Source organism: Peribacillus sp. FW305-BF15, from assembly GCF_058783805.1.
This window is the reverse complement of record NZ_JBYSYV010000009.1, coordinates 106,403-123,289: the sequence shown is the minus strand read 5'-3', so window position 1 is coordinate 123,289 and position 16,887 is coordinate 106,403. Positions and strand designations below refer to the sequence as shown.

At 41.6% G+C, this 16,887-nt stretch carries 19 protein-coding genes; 1 reads left to right on the top strand and 18 read right to left on the bottom strand.

The genetic code is table 11. From position 1 onward, the window contains the following. Nucleotides 1-207: 207 nt before the first annotated feature. Genes AC3WLU_RS11680 through AC3WLU_RS11650 form a run of 7 tightly spaced genes read right to left on the bottom strand, consistent with a single transcriptional unit; the run spans nt 208 to nt 5,808 of the window. On the bottom strand, nt 208-1,188 hold the full coding sequence (locus AC3WLU_RS11680) for a biotin--[acetyl-CoA-carboxylase] ligase (RefSeq protein ID WP_413000909.1): 981 nt from the start codon (nt 1,186-1,188) through the stop codon (nt 208-210). Continuing rightward, nucleotides 1,173-2,357 (bottom strand): CCA tRNA nucleotidyltransferase, encoded by a 1,185-nt coding sequence (locus AC3WLU_RS11675; RefSeq protein ID WP_268564144.1) that lies wholly within the window; start codon nt 2,355-2,357, stop codon nt 1,173-1,175. The genes AC3WLU_RS11680 and AC3WLU_RS11675 overlap by 16 nt, the downstream gene beginning before the upstream one ends. A 13-nt stretch (nt 2,358-2,370) precedes the next feature. Next, nucleotides 2,371-3,510, bottom strand: a complete 1,140-nt coding sequence (gene bshA, locus AC3WLU_RS11670; RefSeq protein ID WP_063575754.1) for an N-acetyl-alpha-D-glucosaminyl L-malate synthase BshA — start codon at nt 3,508-3,510, stop codon at nt 2,371-2,373. A gap of 7 nt (nt 3,511-3,517) precedes the next feature. Continuing rightward, nucleotides 3,518-4,228, bottom strand: a complete 711-nt coding sequence (bshB1, locus tag AC3WLU_RS11665) for a bacillithiol biosynthesis deacetylase BshB1 (RefSeq protein ID WP_369314989.1) — start codon at nt 4,226-4,228, stop codon at nt 3,518-3,520. After that, nucleotides 4,212-4,637, bottom strand: a complete 426-nt coding sequence (locus AC3WLU_RS11660) for a methylglyoxal synthase (protein WP_048681639.1) — start codon at nt 4,635-4,637, stop codon at nt 4,212-4,214. The genes bshB1 and AC3WLU_RS11660 overlap by 17 nt, the downstream gene beginning before the upstream one ends. A gap of 18 nt (nt 4,638-4,655) precedes the next feature. Next, entirely contained in the window at nt 4,656-5,456 is an 801-nt protein-coding gene (dapB, locus tag AC3WLU_RS11655; RefSeq protein ID WP_492597283.1) for a 4-hydroxy-tetrahydrodipicolinate reductase, read from the bottom strand. After that, complete coding sequence (locus tag AC3WLU_RS11650; RefSeq protein WP_369315034.1) at nt 5,449-5,808, bottom strand: nucleotide pyrophosphohydrolase; 360 nt, start codon at nt 5,806-5,808, stop codon at nt 5,449-5,451. Before AC3WLU_RS11650 ends, dapB begins: the two co-directional genes overlap by 8 nt. A gap of 167 nt (nt 5,809-5,975) precedes the next feature. Here AC3WLU_RS11650 and AC3WLU_RS11645 point away from each other — a divergent pair, with 167 nt between their 5' ends. Then, a complete protein-coding gene (locus AC3WLU_RS11645; protein ID WP_098937403.1) occupies nt 5,976-6,848 on the top strand; it encodes a YitT family protein in 873 nt (290 codons plus the stop codon). Between the two features lie 136 nt (nt 6,849-6,984). Here AC3WLU_RS11645 and AC3WLU_RS11640 read toward each other — a convergent pair whose 3' ends face one another. The 11 genes from AC3WLU_RS11640 to AC3WLU_RS11590 all read right to left on the bottom strand — a co-directional run bounded on the left by AC3WLU_RS11640 (nt 6,985) and on the right by AC3WLU_RS11590 (nt 16,863). Then, the gene (locus AC3WLU_RS11640; RefSeq protein WP_053535585.1) at nt 6,985-7,659 is read right to left on the bottom strand and encodes a zinc metallopeptidase; all 675 of its coding nucleotides are present in this window, start codon (nt 7,657-7,659) and stop codon (nt 6,985-6,987) included. Nucleotides 7,660-7,744: 85 nt separating this feature from the next. Then, nucleotides 7,745-8,530 (bottom strand): sporulation protein YpjB, encoded by a 786-nt coding sequence (ypjB, locus tag AC3WLU_RS11635; RefSeq protein WP_034307968.1) that lies wholly within the window; start codon nt 8,528-8,530, stop codon nt 7,745-7,747. Between the two features lie 119 nt (nt 8,531-8,649). After that, nucleotides 8,650-9,246 (bottom strand): lipoprotein heptaprenylglyceryl N-acetyltransferase LhaT, encoded by a 597-nt coding sequence (gene lhaT / locus AC3WLU_RS11630; protein WP_098865335.1) that lies wholly within the window; start codon nt 9,244-9,246, stop codon nt 8,650-8,652. A 177-nt stretch (nt 9,247-9,423) separates the two neighbouring features. After that, nucleotides 9,424-10,191 carry a menaquinol-cytochrome c reductase cytochrome b/c subunit gene (locus AC3WLU_RS11625; RefSeq protein ID WP_034307972.1) on the bottom strand — a complete coding sequence of 256 codons (768 nt, stop codon included), beginning with the start codon at nt 10,189-10,191 and terminating at the stop codon, nt 9,424-9,426. A gap of 56 nt (nt 10,192-10,247) precedes the next feature. Next, nucleotides 10,248-10,922, bottom strand: coding sequence for a menaquinol-cytochrome c reductase cytochrome b subunit (gene qcrB, locus AC3WLU_RS11620; RefSeq protein WP_034307974.1), 675 nt, complete (start codon nt 10,920-10,922; stop codon nt 10,248-10,250). Between the two features lie 3 nt (nt 10,923-10,925). Continuing rightward, a complete protein-coding gene (locus tag AC3WLU_RS11615) occupies nt 10,926-11,432 on the bottom strand; it encodes a Rieske (2Fe-2S) protein (protein ID WP_057276295.1) in 507 nt (168 codons plus the stop codon). 160 nt (nt 11,433-11,592) lie between these two features. Next, nucleotides 11,593-12,054, bottom strand: a complete 462-nt coding sequence (locus AC3WLU_RS11610) for a YpiF family protein (protein ID WP_053535588.1) — start codon at nt 12,052-12,054, stop codon at nt 11,593-11,595. 161 nt (nt 12,055-12,215) lie between these two features. Continuing rightward, nucleotides 12,216-12,767 (bottom strand): ReoY family proteolytic degradation factor, encoded by a 552-nt coding sequence (locus AC3WLU_RS11605; protein ID WP_034307987.1) that lies wholly within the window; start codon nt 12,765-12,767, stop codon nt 12,216-12,218. A 41-nt stretch (nt 12,768-12,808) separates the two neighbouring features. Further along, nucleotides 12,809-14,080 carry a tetratricopeptide repeat protein gene (locus tag AC3WLU_RS11600; RefSeq protein WP_403188335.1) on the bottom strand — a complete coding sequence of 424 codons (1,272 nt, stop codon included), beginning with the start codon at nt 14,078-14,080 and terminating at the stop codon, nt 12,809-12,811. 370 nt (nt 14,081-14,450) lie between these two features. Further along, nucleotides 14,451-15,737, bottom strand: coding sequence for a 3-phosphoshikimate 1-carboxyvinyltransferase (gene aroA / locus AC3WLU_RS11595; protein ID WP_057276292.1), 1,287 nt, complete (start codon nt 15,735-15,737; stop codon nt 14,451-14,453). A 22-nt stretch (nt 15,738-15,759) separates the two neighbouring features. Next, nucleotides 15,760-16,863: a prephenate dehydrogenase gene (locus AC3WLU_RS11590; RefSeq protein WP_057276291.1), complete on the bottom strand. Its 1,104-nt coding sequence runs from the start codon at nt 16,861-16,863 to the stop codon at nt 15,760-15,762. Nucleotides 16,864-16,887: the final 24 nt, after the last annotated feature.

Below are 16,887 nucleotides of genomic sequence, written 5' to 3'. Positions count from 1 at the left end.
TCAATAAACAGCACTTAGCTTTTTAGTCAATCCCTTTGTTTCATCAGAAGTTTCATCCCTCCGTCCCAGTCCAGTTCTCTGGATCAAGGCAGATTTTCAAATAATTTGGTATTTATGGGGGTGCAGTTCACATGAGATACTGCCCACTTGCATTATATCAAGCAAATTTGAAATTTTCTATTTAATTTTCACGAATTTGACAAAAATCTACTGAATTTCAATATCAGCAGAATATATGGAATGTACGGTACCTTTTTCGTCTTCGAGAAGTAAAACGCCTGAATCCGTTATGCCCAATGCTTTACCGACAATCATGTCATTAACGGTACTGGCTTTGATTACCTGTCCAAGACTGATCGCATAACTCTCCCATAAATCCTTTATAGGCATGAACCCTTGATCTAAATAGAGTTCGTACAGATTTTCAAGACGAAATAATGCTCGTTGAATGACCTTGGACCTTGAAATCGTCCCTCCACTTTCTATGAGTAGGGAGGACGCTTTTTCCTGCAGTTCTTCAGGAAAATCCTCCAATTGCTGATTGATATTCATTCCAATTCCGATAATGACAGAATGGATTCTATCTGACTCCGCCTGCATCTCCGTCAGGATGCCCACCACTTTCTTGCGATTCACCAAAATATCATTCGGCCACTTTATCTGCGGCTTCAAATCAGTGGTATCCTCTATAGCCTGAGCTACAGCGACCGCGGCCAATAATGTAAGTTGTGGCGCCTCATGAATCGGAATTTTCGGTCTTAGGATCAGACTCATCCATATCCCGCTGAATTTTGGGGAATGCCAAGATCTCATTAGCCTTCCTTTGCCGGATAACTGCTCCTCGGCAACGACGAGGGTTCCCTCCTGAACGCCTTCATTTGCTAGTTGATGCGCAATTTTTTGAGTGGATTCAACAGTTTCCTGATAATGGATCATCTTGCCGATTGTTTTTGTTTCCAAGCCAAGTTGTATTTCGCTCTCGGACACTTTTTCCGGCGCCGATATGATCCGGTAGCCTTTTTTCCTAATAGCTTCGACATTATATCCTTCACTGCGCAGGTCTTCTATATGCTTCCAGACCGCTGTGCGCGAACAGCCAATGTATTCAGCAATTTCCTGACCGGATATAAACGCACCATCCGCTTTTGAGAGGGCTTCCATCAGCTTTGTTCTTAACTCAGATTGCATTTCACCAGCCACCTCTTAATTTCTTCTTTATCATTTCTTAATTCTTCATTCAAGACAGCTTTCAATATCTTTTCCAAGTATTCCTTGACCCATGGACCTGGCTTCTCTTGATGCCAAATCAATAAATCCGTCCCCGTGACGGCAAGATCCGACATTTGTTTTATAATAAGTTCATTGTAGCGTTGGTGTGCATTCTCTTCAGCATCCGATACATTCCCGGCATTCAGTGCAGCTCTGACTTTAGCAGCTTGTACCGTTATGCCATGACCTGCCTGAAATACATCGATGGCTGATGGTTCCTTACTCTTCACCAGCTTTATCGTACGTTGAACGTTTCTTATCGTTTTCAATGGCAGCTTCCATGCCCTCAAAGCCTCTTCGATTTCTTGATCCTTTGTGTGAATCATGATGATAGACCATATTTCTGCCGCATTCAGTTGATGAAGCGGCAGGTTCAGTAAGTCCATCAGATGATCTTTTTTACTTGAGAATAGAGGCAGGTATTGATATAATCCGCTTTCCAGCAAGAGTGAGAAAGCCTTTATCTTATTGGAGCCGGCCGCTAGTTTCTCAAATTCAACCAGGATTCTTTCGACAGCGATTTCACTGATGTTCTGGGCGTTCTCTTTAAGGGAATCAAAGGTTTCTTGATCCAGTTCAAAATCAAGTTGACTGACGAACCTTAAAGCACGCATCATTCTCAATGCATCTTCATGAAACCTTTCATGCGGGTTACCAACTGTGATAATCCTTTTTTGTGCCAAATCACGCTTACCATTAAATGGATCGATGATCTTTCCGGTCTTATCCATTGCTATTGCATTCATGGTAAAATCTCTTCTTTGCAAATCTTCGGTCAAAGAACGGACAAACTTTACGGCATCGGGCCTGCGAAAGTCCGAATACCCGCTTTCCGTTCTAAACGTCGTAATTTCGTATGTACCCATATCCGTAATGACAAGCACTGTACCGTGGTCGATTCCGATATCAGCCGTATTAGGAAAAATCCTTTTGATTTCCTGGGGTGTTGCGGAAGTAGCGATGTCCACATCGTTTATTGTCCTGCCAAGGATATAATCCCTTACAGAGCCGCCAACGAAATAAGCCTCATATCCTGCTTCTTCAATCAATTCCAGAATGGGTACTGATTTCAAGAATAACCGATCCATCAGCGTCTCCTCCCTATTCCATGGATTTACCTTCAAGTGCTTGAATGTAGATGGCTTCATACTCTGACATAACCGTATCACTATGGAAATCAGTATTGGCCCTTTCCAGCGCAGCTTCAGAAAAGCGTTTATGTAAACTCGGGTCGCTTAAAAGTCCAACCGCTTTTTCAGCAACCATTTTGACATCTCCCAATTCACAAATATAACCAGTCTCCCCATCAACGATGACTTCAGGTATTCCCCCGATATTCGTCCCGATACAAGGAACTCCACATGCCATCGCCTCGAGCAGCACAAGTCCGAAACTCTCTTTTTCCGATAACAGAAATATCAAATCACTGATTGAATATAATTCCGCAAGGTTATCCTGCTTACCAAGGAACAAGACCGCATCATCGATTCCAAGATCTTTAGCCAATTTCAATACGGTTGTCACTTCCGGCCCATCTCCTACGAGCAGTAGCTTTGCAGGCATTTTCTTTTGAGTTAAATAAAACGCCTGGATGACATCTTTCACTCGCTTGACCGAACGGAAATTCGAAACATGTATGATCACTTTTTCATCTTCCCTGATTCCGTATTCATCCTTAAGGTAATCTGAATCGGATTTATGGTACTCTCTTTCATCAATGAAATTATAAACGGTTTTGATTTCCTTATCCGGCGCGATTAATTCGTGCGTTTGCTGAACAAGGGAATTAGATACTCCTGTAACGACATCTGATTGCTCTATGCCGAATTTAATCAAATTGGTCAATGAGGGATCCTGGCCCAAAACGGTGATATCCGTACCATGCAGTGTCGTTACGATCTTTACTTCATTACCTGACATCTGCTTTGCAAGGATCGCACAAACAGCATGTGGAATTGCATAGTGAACGTGAAGGATATCTAATTTTTCCCGTTTTACGACATCCGCCATCTTGCTCGCAAGCGCCAAGTCATATGGCGGATATTGAAAGACTGAATATGAGTTCACTTCAACCTGGTGATAAAAAATATTACAGTACATCTTATTTAAGCGAAAAGGGATGCTTGAAGAAATGAAATGTATTTCATGTCCCTTTTCTGCAAGCATCTTACCTAATTCAGTTGCTACGACACCAGAACCCCCAACTGTCGGGTAACAGGTAATTCCAATTTTTAATTTCATAAGATTATTATTCTCCTAACAAGTCGGCATCGATCAGTAACGGTTTTTTTGTCATGAATCCCTCCGCAAAGGCGACACCCACTTCTTTGCCAAACATCCGCTCCCGTGCCTCTACAGTCTCGATATAGCCATTAACTAACGGTGTTTCTACAGATACCTGACTTTTTTCGAATTGGCTCCCATATGCCCTAAGGCTATCCAGCTTTTTCGATATTGTAGACGTGATATCCACGACGAAGTCCGGTTTGTGAAACCCATTGATCATATAATAGTGCATATTTTGGATACGATGGGAACCCAGACCTTCTTCTTCCATATACTTTCTTACTCCTGCCGAAAAAACTGCTTCCTCGACTAATTTGGCACAGTTACCATGATCGGGATGGCGATCTTCCAAAAATGGTGCAAATACAAGTGCAGGTTTATATTGGCGAATGACCGTGATGATTTGGTTTATGTATTCCGCCTTCATGTATAGTCCCCTGTCGGGCAGATTAAGGGAAATCCTCTTCACCCCAAGGATTTCAGCAGCCTTATCGGCTTCCTCTTGCCGCAGTGGAACGGTTCCATTGGACGACATTTCAGCTTTTGTCAAATCACAAATGACAATTTTCCTGCCTTGTTGCACATATTTAGCGATTGTGCCACCCATACCGATTTCAACATCATCAGCATGTGCCCCGAAAGCCAGGATATCTATATTACTTTTGTTTATCATTTATCTCACCTTGTTTTTGCCGTAGTTTTAGCCAGTCCATATACCCATGTTTTAAACCTTGTATGAGCACTTCTGCAGTGCCCATATTTGTTGCCAAGGGAATTTCATATACATCTGATAGGCGGATAAGCGCAGATACATCAGGTTCATGCGGCTGTGATGTCAAAGGATCGCGGAAAAATAGGACCATGTCCATTTCTCCGCGTGCAATCATTGCACCTATTTCCTGATCTCCGCCAAGAGGTCCTGAATGAAAACGATGGACAGGCAGTGATACTTCTTCCATGATTCGTTTCCCAGTCGTACCTGTTGCAAATAATTCATGCTGCTCAAATACATCTTTATAGGCTGTCACAAATTGAATGATATCTTCTTTTTTCATATCATGGGCAATTAAGGCAATTTTCATAATAAATCCTCCTGATCCCTATTCAATAATATTTTCCAAGCCGTATACAAGAACATCCAATTTCATGACCGTATCGACAGCAAGTTTGACTCCTGACATGAAGGAAGCTCGATTAAAGGAATCATGCCTAACCGTCAATAGCTCTCCATCACTTCCAAAAAGCACCTGTTGATGGGCAACGAGTCCCGGTAGACGGACACTGTGGATATGCATGCCATCTACATTTGCACCTCTTGCCCCCTGGATGGTTTCTTTTTCATAAGGGTGCCCCTGTTGTTTTGTTTCACGTACCGCTGCAATCATGTCTGCCGTTTTGGAAGCAGTTCCAGAAGGTGCATCCAGTTTTTGATCATGGTGCATTTCTATGATTTCCACATCCGGGAAATACTTTGCGGCCATTTGGGAAAACTTCATCATCAAAATGGCGCCAATTGCAAAGTTTGGCGCGATGATGCAACCAATGCCTTTTTCTTTTGTCAATGAATCCAGCTTTGCTAAATCTTCTTTTGTAAAACCAGTCGTTCCCACTACAGGGCGGATGCCATGATTAAGTGCCGTTTCTGTATGGAACATGCCCACTTCCGGTGTGGTCAAATCGATCAATACGTCTGCCTCTACAGAAGAAAAGCATTCATTTATATCAGAAAAAACCGGTGCTTCAATCCCGTGAAAACCTTCTATTGCGGAAAGGCTTTCCCCGTTATGCTTGCGATCTATGACAGCTGCCAATTCAAACCCTTCTGTCCTATGTACAAGCTTCACCGCTTCATTTCCCATTCTGCCTCGTGGACCTGCTACAATCACTTTCACTTTACTCATCTTTACCTTCCTCCTCCATTTCCTCTTCTTTTCTTGTCCATCTATCTTTATCGCGGGTTGTGAATTTTTCCATGACCAAATCATGCGAGTTTTGAAGATCAATCCCTAAAGAATTGGCAAAACAAATCAACACAAAAAGCATGTCCCCCAATTCCGCTTCAATGGTATTCTCTTCCTCTGTCGCCTTCTTTGGTTTTTCACCATGGTAATGATTGACTTCCCTAGCCAATTCCCCAAGTTCTTCAGACATGCGGGCGAGCATGGCCAGAGGGCTGAAATATCCTTCTTTAAATTGTCCTATGTATCGGTCGACTTCCGCTTGCATTTGTTGGATCGTCTTTTGATTTTCCATATGAGTCACCCATTCTTGATTTTCGTTTTCAAACATCATACCTTCTCCATGTTAGCTAAAAGTGAAACAGATGACAACAGATACGTTTGGAATCAAAATTGCCCATAGTTGGTTAATTAGTTATAATAAGTAAATTGATGCTATGCAAACCTTTGGAGGTATGGGACATGCTTTTGGGCTTAAAATTGAAAAACATCATATTTATCCTTTTTGGGGCTGGAATATTCGCTTTTGGCCTTGTGCATTTTAACATGCAGAACAACTTGGCCGAGGGCGGATTCACCGGCCTCACCTTGATTATATATCAACTTATCGGGATAAATCCTTCTTATTCTAATTTGATTTTGAATATTCCCTTATTTTTAATCGGGTGGAAATATTTAGGTCGCACATCTTTCTTTTATACGATTATCGGAACGGTTGGCCTCTCCGTTTGGCTATGGGTTTTCGAGAGATACGAATTTGAAATCAATCTCGGTAATGATTTGATGCTTGTGGCATTGTTTGCCGGGGTCTCGGTCGGTGTCGGACTGGGCATCATTTTTCGTTACGGCGGTACAACGGGCGGAGTGGATATCATTGCCCGTTTTGCCCATCGTTACTTAGGTATTGGCATGGGTCGGACCATGTTCATCTTTGATGCCGTCGTCATTGGCCTATCGATCCTTACCTACCTGGATTACCGGCAAGCGATGTATACCCTCGTTGCCGTTTTCATAGGTGCCCGAGTAATCGACTTTATGCAAGAAGGAGCCTATGCTGCTAGAGGTGCAATGATCATTAGTGACAAAAACAAGGAAATTGCCGAAAAAATCATGAATGATATGGAGCGGGGCGTAACTGTATTAAGGGGCTATGGGTCCTTTACACGCAATGACCGGGAAGTCCTCTATTGTGTTGTTGGGAAAAATGAGTTAGTCCGCTTAAAAAATGCCATAACTTCTGTGGACCCTCATGCATTTGTATCAGTCAGTGAAGTTCATGACGTATTGGGTGAGGGCTTTACCCTTGATGAGAACAAGAATCCCATTGAAAGGTGATCCATTGACTGTACATACCGATTGAATGCAACCCTTATGAATGTTGCCCTGTCCAAATGAATTTTATTAGCAATGTGCAGCAAATACTCTTAAAAATGAAAAAAGGACCCCATCCCAAGATGGTGTCCTTTTCTCATTAATCTTCTTCCCTCATTCCTGTATACATAAGCAGAAGACGAACTAATTCCAGTACGGCTACAAGAGCGGCAGCAACATAAGTCATCGCAGCGGCACTTAATACTTTTTTCGTTTCCCGTTCTTCATCGTTCCGGATGACCCCGGCGGAAACGAGTTGATCCATCGCCCTAGAAGAGGCATTGAATTCAACCGGCAGGGTAATCACTTGGAACAATACAGCGGCTGCCATAAATACGATACCCGCCAATAGCAACTGAGGAATTGAAGCTAACATCCCGATTAAAATCAAAATCCAAGATATGTTAGAGCCAAAATTAGCTACCGGTACTAATGCATGACGGAAACGCAAGAATGCATAGGCTTCTTTATCTTGAATCGCATGTCCAACTTCATGGGCCGCTACCGCTACACCGGCAACTGAATGGCCGTGATAGTTATCCGATGATAAACGCACCGTTTTATCCCTTGGGTCATAATGGTCCGAAAGCATTCCAGGTGTCTCTTCGACCCTGACATTGAACAGTCCATTTTGATCTAAAATGGCCCGCGCCGTCTCAGCACCGCTCATACCGGAAGAGGCCGATACCTTTGAATATTTTTTATATGTGCTTTTCACTTTCATTTGTGCATAAATCGGGATTAAAATGATAATCGCCAAATAAATGAAATACATGGTATCCTCCTATAACTATTATTACTCTTAATTCTATGGATTGAAGGCAACCGTGTCAAATATAGTGTTCTCTTCCCCTGTCTATTTAATCATTATGTTCTTTCCTTGGTTTTTCCCTATCACCTTTATATTTTCTCCAGCCTACATAAGAAAGCGTCATGATAATGATTGAGCCTGTCGATATGATGACCCACCAAAGGGAAGGATCTGCATCATCTTCACCCATATCATCAAAAATGGAAGTTAGTTCGTTTTGCAACGCATCCAGTTCCTTCTGACTTTCTCCATCACTGATTACCTCCGGACGGTATTGGTTGATGTATTGAATCCTCGTGTCCAGTTGCTGCATCGTTTCTTTAGAAAGGTCGACTTTCAAGCTTGGATATATCATTTCATATTGTGATAGGAATAAGTTCAATTGGCTATTGAAGGTAATTGTGTCTTGATTGATCGCGGCATTCTTTGTCTGCTGGAAAGAATTCATCATTTGATCCTCCATCTCTGTCCAAAGAGGCTGATGGGTGGACTTGACCGCATCAACAACAAGCCGGAACTTTGTAACAGAATTAACCTTTTCGGAATCTCCCTTGTTCATATCCTTTATTGTCATCAACGCCTCATTATGAGCTACAGTGATAATTCGAAGTTCGTCCATGTCAAGGATCTGCTCTTTCGCTGTCTCTTTTAAAAACCGGTCAGAAAAAAACGTCAGCATCTTTTCCGAATCTCCATATCGCTTCAACTTGGTCATTTCCAAGGCTCTATCGGAAATGTTATCTAATTGCTCCAAACTTGAAGAGGATTCTGCATAGACAGGGAAATGTAAGACGACAAATAAAACAGCAATGGTTAATATGAATTTTTTCAACATGCTACTCGTCCCTCCTCATATCTCTACTAAAACGATATGAAAGAAAAAACATGAGTAGACCTCGTTCATCATAAAAAAGTTAACCCTGCTTTTACAAAGCTGTATTTAGAGTTAACTTTTTAATGGATGAAGGATAGGGTGGTCCGCTTTTTTCTATATCCAAAGTACCAGCCGACAAAAATGGATAGTATACTGAGCCAAAAAGTGAAATAACCTATCGAATTCATATATACCAATAAATCACGATAAATTGGCATCATTTCGAAAACATAATCGATTATGTCATTATGTATGGTCCAAATCCCTGCCACTATCAAATGCCAAGGTTTTATTCGATAAAATGGTGCATATAATACCCCTTGTATCGCCATCCCCAAATGAGAAGCCATTAACATATAACCTTCCCATGGCAATGAACCGGTTGTCACGAAGGTCATCAAATTCATTGCAACCGCCCATATTCCATATTTGAATAGTGTTATGATCGCCAATGCTTCCATAAGTCCGAAATTCCTTCTTAACAGGAACCCCAATAAAACAAATACAAAAAACAGGCTAGCTGTCGGGCTGTCCGGTACAAATGCCAAAAAAATCGCCGGAGTGTTTTCCAATTGACTACCATACCAATAATATCCATAGGCAGTACCGAATATATTTATTAATAATAACAAAGCGAGCATTTGCCGGTTTGCAAGCAAACTGTAAATAACATTCATTCTTTTACCCTCACTTACATTCTCAAGTATATTCATTTTACAGGCCATCAACCAGAAAACCAAGTATTCATTTCAAATTCCTCTCATATACGCTTCAATTTACCAATAAAAAAGCCGACAACCGTAGTCGTCAGCTTTATTTGCAGCCTATGAAAGAAATTGAAGTTTATGGCTATATTACTTTGTCGATAAACCAGATACAAATTCAGCTAATGTTTTCAGTTCTTCATCTGTACCTTTGAACATGCCAGCTGGCATGGCACCCTGGCCTTTGACTGCGATTTTAGAAATTTCTTCTGGCTTCAATCCAGTGTCAATTAAGCTTGGCGCTCCTGCTCCACCAGTTAATTCTGCTCCGTGACAGCTAATACAGCCATTGGAATCCATCAGTTTATACCCATCGCTCTCTTTATCAATGTCTGCACCTTCCACGATGGCTCCTTGCTTCTTGGAAGCTTCCCAATCGTGATGGGCTGCGGACTCCCATGTTAGATAGAAAACGCCGGCCATTGCCAATAGCATGAAGCCTACAGCAAAAGGACGTTTCGCCGGGCTCCGCTCTGGACCACGATCTAGAAAAGGTGCCAAGAGCAACGCTCCGAAAGCCAAGCCGGGTATTACCATGGACCCGATAGCATTATAAGGACCTGAAGCATAGGTATACTTAAGTAATTGGTAAAGGAATAGGAAATACCAGTCCGGCAGCGGAATATACCCTGTATCTGTTGGATCTGCTATCCTTTCCAATGGTGACGGATGTGCGATTGTCAGGCAAAGGTAGCCTACAAGAAATACAGCTCCTACCATCCATTCTTTTAAAAGGAAATTAGGCCAAAATGCTTCAGTTTTCCCAGGATATTCTGAATAATCTTTCGGAATATTCGGTTTACGGTCCGCGGAGATACGCGAGTCACCTACGAATTTCATACCTTTCCCACGATGCATTGAACAATTCCCCTCCTTTATGAAAAGGTTTTTTTGGTTTTTGGTTCACCATTCTTTTATAGCGGACCTGAAATACCTTGTTTTCGGATCATCAGGAAATGAGCTGCTAGTAAAGCAAATAATGCTGCTGGCAGGAAGAATACATGAATTGCAAAGAATCGTGTCAATGTCTGTGCTCCAACGATGGTTGGATCTCCTGCTATCAATGTCTTGAGTGCCGGTCCCATCAACGGTACCGATTCGACAATTGTCAACGTAACTTTCGTTGCGAATAGCGCTTTCATATCCCATGGCAATAAATAACCAGTCAAGCCTAATGCCAGCATGATGAAGAAAATCAATACGCCGACCATCCAGTTCAATTCACGCGGTTTTTTGTAAGCTCCCTGGAAGAAGACACGAAGAGTATGTAAAAACATCATAACGATAACTAGACTTGCTCCCCAGTGATGCATACCACGGACAATTTGACCGAAGGCAACTTCATTTTGCAAATAATAAACAGATTCCCAAGCGTTTTTAATGTCCGGGACATAGTACATCGTCAAGAACATGCCTGACAAGATTTGGATGACCGTAATAAAGAAAGTTAACCCACCAAAACAATATACGAATGCAGAAAAATGATGTGCGGGGTTAACATGTTCAGGAACCTCATGGTCAGCAATATCCCGCCATAACGGCGTAATATCTAAACGCTCGTCCACCCAGTCATATAACTTTGTTAGCAATGTTTACGCCTCCCCGTGCGGTTTTAGTTGACCCAAATAAAGTATTCCATCTTTTTCTTTCGTGTCAAAGACATCCAATGGTGAAACTGGCGGTGTCCCTTTCACATTCACCCCATCTTTCGTATACCTGCCGTAATGGCAAGGACAGAAAAATTGATTCGGATTAGTCTTATCCGTATTCCACCCTACCGTACAGCCTAAATGTTTACAGATTGGAGATAAAGCAACGATCTTACCATCATCCGTTTTGTAAACCCAAGCTGTATTTGTTTCTTCAGACTCATACCACCCATCGACCTGTTTAAAACTAAAGTCGACACGGGTTGGTTCGGTAGTGAGTTCACCTACCTTTTGCTTAGTTGCAACGTAATCCCCGCCTTTATCAGCTGATAATACAGGATCAATTGCAAACCTAACCATAGGCATCAACATACCGGCCGCCATAAATCCACCAACGCCAGTAAGTGTGTAATTAAGGAATTGACGTCGTGAAACATTATGCTTGCTCATGCGTTTTCCCCCCCTCTATTACTATACTGAGAGCCCAAAGGACCAATAAATAGCGACACTATAAAACTAGGACATTTCCATGATATCTCAATAATTTACCAAGGTCAATATTTGTAAAACCCAAAAGGTGGCAACTATGTGTCAAATAATGCGAAAAATCCTACTTTTTTTCATTTTTCCAATTATAAGAGAAAATATCAAGGATTTGGAGAACTTGCTGGTTAATCATTTCCCTTGCTTGTTCAATTTCAAGCCCCTCCAAGGGAATGGCAGGAATCCATACTAAATTATTTTCTAATTCCCGCTCTTCTTTTTTCCACTCGAAATCCGATGTAAGAAAGAAAACATGCTCGAAATTATTTTCTTTCACTTCATTGGCCCAACGCTTTAACCGTTCAACCTTATCCATTTCATCACTTAAATAATGAAATGTCGGCAATAAAAGAATTCTACCTTTCATCTGCTTTTCAATTTCCAAGCTTAAAATGGTAAGAAATTCATTCATTGAGCCCGTTTGCTTCATTTGCCCTTTAAAAGATAGAGGAACCAAAGGAATCAAAACGGTATCCACATACTCTTTTGATTGCATATACATGTCAAGATCTTTTGCTGTCCACTTCATGTTTTTTCTTCACTCCCGATTTTTGAATCAACTCCTTATCATTTTACCATTATTTTTATAACATCTTTACCATATACCCATAGTCTTTACAAAAATGTGGATTTTATCAATATTTTATAAAAAATAAAAACCTTTCCTGTTTAAGGAAAGGTCAATTTATTTCATCCAAGTACTTTCAATTGATTCAATTGTTCGGTTAAATCCTTAAATGCTTGTTCATCATGCTTATCAAGTGCTTCATCGATTTCCTTAAGAAGACGGTCCCTTTGAAAATACAACATGCTTCTTTCTAAAAATTGTTCAGCTAGCAGCTGATCTTTTTCATTCGATGCCGTCGATTTCGGCATGAAGGGATTATGCTCGAGTACCGCTGCATATTGATAGGAAGAGTAAGACGATTTAAAATTAAGCTGAATATAAATGTCTTCGTCCCGATTTAAACGGATATCATGAAAAGATTTCTCTGCATCGGTCGTCATGATATTGGACTTATAGAACCTGAAAGGGACCTCATCCACACAATGTGTCGACATGATCAGTCCACGTGGGCAATATTGTGCATTTTCTACAAAATGAACCTTTTTCATCAGTTGATCATGACTCATTAAGTAATTCAATATCCACACGCATTCTCTTCGTTTCAGTTGATAATGATTTAAGAACCACCGAATAAAATCCTTCTTCTCATTCACAGAAACAGGGGCAGCCACCATGAATTCCCTCCTCTGTCTTGATTTAGTTTTATTTCACTTATCTACATTTCCTCTGTGCTTTCACCTAGCCGCTCCAAGATCATTGCATACTCATCATTCGCCGGATTCATCTCAAGCAGCTTATTAAATACTTCTCTAGATGTGGCTCTGTCTCCTTCTTCAATTAAAAAGAAACCATAATCTTCAAGGAAATCTTGATTGCTCTTGAATGAATTATATGCTTTATGATAGCTGGTTAATGACTCTTTAAATTGTTCGGTATGTTGATAAGATACAGCAGCAATCCAATCAAACTGAGGATCATCCTCTCCATATCGCCTTACTTCACCTATACACTCCAATACATCTTCATACCTTTCTTGGTGCATATACAATTTCAAAAGGGTGAGTGCAGCTTCCAGATATCCCGGATCAATGGCAAGTGCTTCTTTAAATAGATTTTCAGCCTCTTCGTCAAGCCCGCTTTTCAAGGCAATTTTACCACCGAAGAAGTAAAGTTCCTTATTGAATTCATCAGCCTTGATTCCTTCTTTGACCGTTTTCAAGGCATTTTCGAGATCTTCAAGATGTTCATAACTCTTTGCCAGGTACAAATATAGTGAATGATATTCATGATCTAATTCTTTCAGTTCAATAAACTTTCGTACGGCAGTCTCATAAAGACCTGCCTGAAAAGCAGTAAATGCATATTCAAATAGAGTATTGATTTCAAGTCCGTCCTTCAAGGCCTTCTCAAAGTGCGGAAGGGCATCCTCGAACTTGCCCGAGCTGCTTAATGCTTCAGCAAGCCTCTGATTGACATTAACACCAGCGATTTCTTGTTCCTGTTCCAAAACCTTTATGTAATTTGCAATGGCTTCCTGATCCCTGCCTTGATGAAAGAACAGTTCAGCTAGTGCAAAATCAATGATGATCTCATCTGGAAGCAATTCCTTAGCCTGCAGTAATTTCCGTTCGCTGACCTCATCCATCCCCTGCAATTGATAAAGGTCCGCTTCCAAAAGCAAAGCACTTGGATATACTTCATCATCTGCACTTACTTTTTCAAGCATCAGCATCGCTTCATCTTCCTGGTCCATATCAATTAGGATTTCCGCCAACGAAACAATCAATTCTCCTTCATCGGGATAGAGTTGCAGCAGATGTTCAAAAAGATCCTTTGCCTCTTCCGCAAAGCCAAGCTGGAGCATTTCTTCGGCCAGCAATAAAATGTCCTCTGCTGACTCTGATGATTTAATTCGATTTATATGTTTAAGAGCTTCTGTTAATTCCCCTTTTTTTAAATGCTGTATAACTTGTTCCACTGTGTTCATTGTTGAATCCTTCCTTTTGCATGATAGACTTGGTCCCTAGTCATACACACTCACGCCATAATGTAATATACTCTGCCATTAAGAACAAAATACCTTGTAATCGCGAGATGCATAGTAAACAGTATTCATTAGTTTACCATACTGCAGCCTTGTATTCCATCGATGAAGTCCCCTCCCATTCTCATTAAAAAAAGGTTACTAGTTAATTCTCCATGCTACGGTAAATCTCCTTTTTGATCTTGAACCCCTTTTTCATTATTTTCATGATCAATTCAGGTACAAAACACCCCTGATGTTAGCGCTTTCAACACTTTTAAGCATTTAAAAAAAGTTTACAGACCAAATAAGGTATGTAAACTTTTTTTTATATTTACTTTATCAATTGCGTCAAATGCCCAAAAAATTGTGGATATGATACATCGATGGCATCAGGGTCGGCAAGTTCCACTTCCCCATCCGTTATCAAAGCCGCTACAGCAAGCATCATCCCGATACGATGATCCCCATGGCTTGTAACCATACCTCCATTCAGGGCTTTACGGCCTTTGATGATCAATCCGTCTGCTGTCGGGGTTATATCTGCCCCCAGGATGGAAAGCTCATTTGCAACAGTATCAATTCGATTCGTCTCTTTCACTTTTAATTCTGCTGCATCCTTGATCGTCGTTATCCCTTCTGCCTGTGTCGCCAGAAGTGCAATTACCGGTATTTCATCGATGAGACGGGGAATTAAATCACCGCTGATGGTCGTTCCTTTTAATCGGGAGCTTCTGACCGTGATGTCACCTGCAGGTTCTCCCTCGCTCGTCTTCTTCTCTATCGTGATATCAGCCCCCATCGATTTCATGACTTCGATGATTCCAGTCCTTGTCGAATTAAGGCCCACATTCTTTAATACCACTTCACTATTTTCCGTAATCGCTGCAGCCACCATGAAGAAAGCTGCCGAAGAAATATCACCCGGCACATGGATGGCCGTCCCTTTGAAGACTTGATTTCCGCTTACTTTAATCGTATGGCCGTCCTTTTCGATTTTACCGCCAAACTCCTGGATCATTCGTTCTGTATGATCACGGGTCTCTTCCGGTTCGATAATGATCGTTTCACCTTCTGCCTGTAAACCAGCCAAGATTATCGCAGATTTCACCTGTGCACTCGCTACAGGCAATTCGTAGCGAAACCCTTGTAATTTGCCTCCTCTTATGGCGAGAGGGGTATATTCGGCTCCTTTTCGGCCATCAATGGTTGCTCCCATCTGACGTAGAGGGTTGACTACCCGGGTCATTGGACGTTTGGCTATCGATTCGTCACCTGCCAAAACGGCTGAAAAATCCTGTCCTGCCAATATGCCCATCATTAACCTGATCGTGGTACCAGAATTTCCGACATCCAGTACTGATTCAGGTTCCTTTAATCCATTAAAACCTTTGCCTTCAATTTTGACGTGCTGGCCATCTTGTTCAATATGGACTCCAAGCTGCTTAAAACAGGAGATCGTACTTAAACAATCAGCTCCTGGAAGAAAATTAGTTACTGTCGTTTCCCCTTCGGCAAGGGCTCCAAACATTATCGAACGATGGGAGATCGACTTATCTCCAGGTATGGCAATCGAACCACGCAATGTTTGGATTTTTGTTTGTAATTTTTTAGTATTCATAAAACCATCCTTCCCTATATTATTATGCCAGGATCGTTTCATAATCTGTATGTCTTGAAATACACTCCGCAGCTTTTATGCGATCAACATCCGTTTGGAAACTGATGACCAGCACACCGTATATCTCTTCCCTGGTTTCAATGATCCTTATGTTTGTAATGCTGATACCTTCCTGTGCCAAATATCCGGTAATCTCAGAAATTATTCCGGCATAATCCGGTATATCGATATATAAATCATAAAACGCTGGTATGGCGCCTTTCGCATGTGTCGGCAAATCATCCCTGAAAATCTTGGCATCGGTAAAGAATCGAAGGATTTCTTCACTTTCTTCATTCGCAACCAGACCTTTTATATGCTCCATTTCATTCAGCCAATCATTCATTAATTCAAGCAGCACATCCCGGTTATGTAACAAAATGTCACGCCACATTTCCGGACTGCTTGAGGCGATTCTGGTAATATCCCGGAATCCACCTGCTGCGAGCCTTGAAATCAACTTGTTTTCCTTACTGTAATTTTCTGCCTGCTTAACGAGCCCTGATGCGACAATATGCGGAAAATGACTAATGACCCCAGTCAGCTTATCGTGTGTGGCAGGACTAACAATAAGAAAGTTAGCTCTTGTCCCCTGCAGCCACCCTTTCAGCTGCTCAACTTTTTCTTCTTTGATGGTGTCCCCGGGAGTAAGCAAATAAAATGCATGTTCGAATAAATGTAATTTGGCTGCCGCAGCGCCGCTCTTATGGGAACCAGCCATAGGGTGCCCCCCGATGAAGGCCACCCCTTTATCTATCAATGGTTTCGCTGCCTTAACGACTGTATCCTTCGTACTTCCAGCATCAGATATGAGGACATCACTTTTCAAATCCATATCAGCCAATTGAGCTAAAATCTTCACGGTTTCATTGACAGGCACAGCAAGTAGAATCAAATCAGCTTCACATGCTCCCGCTTCCAAAGATGACACAGAATCATCAATGATCCCCAATAGCATCGATAGTTGAATATTCTTTTCACTTAGGTCCATACCAACAATCACGGCTTCAGGATGTGCATGGCGTACAGCCATGGCCAGTGATCCGCCTATTAGACCTAAACCTATTACAAAAACCTTACCCTTCACTCTTCTCTCCCCCGCATCTTTTAT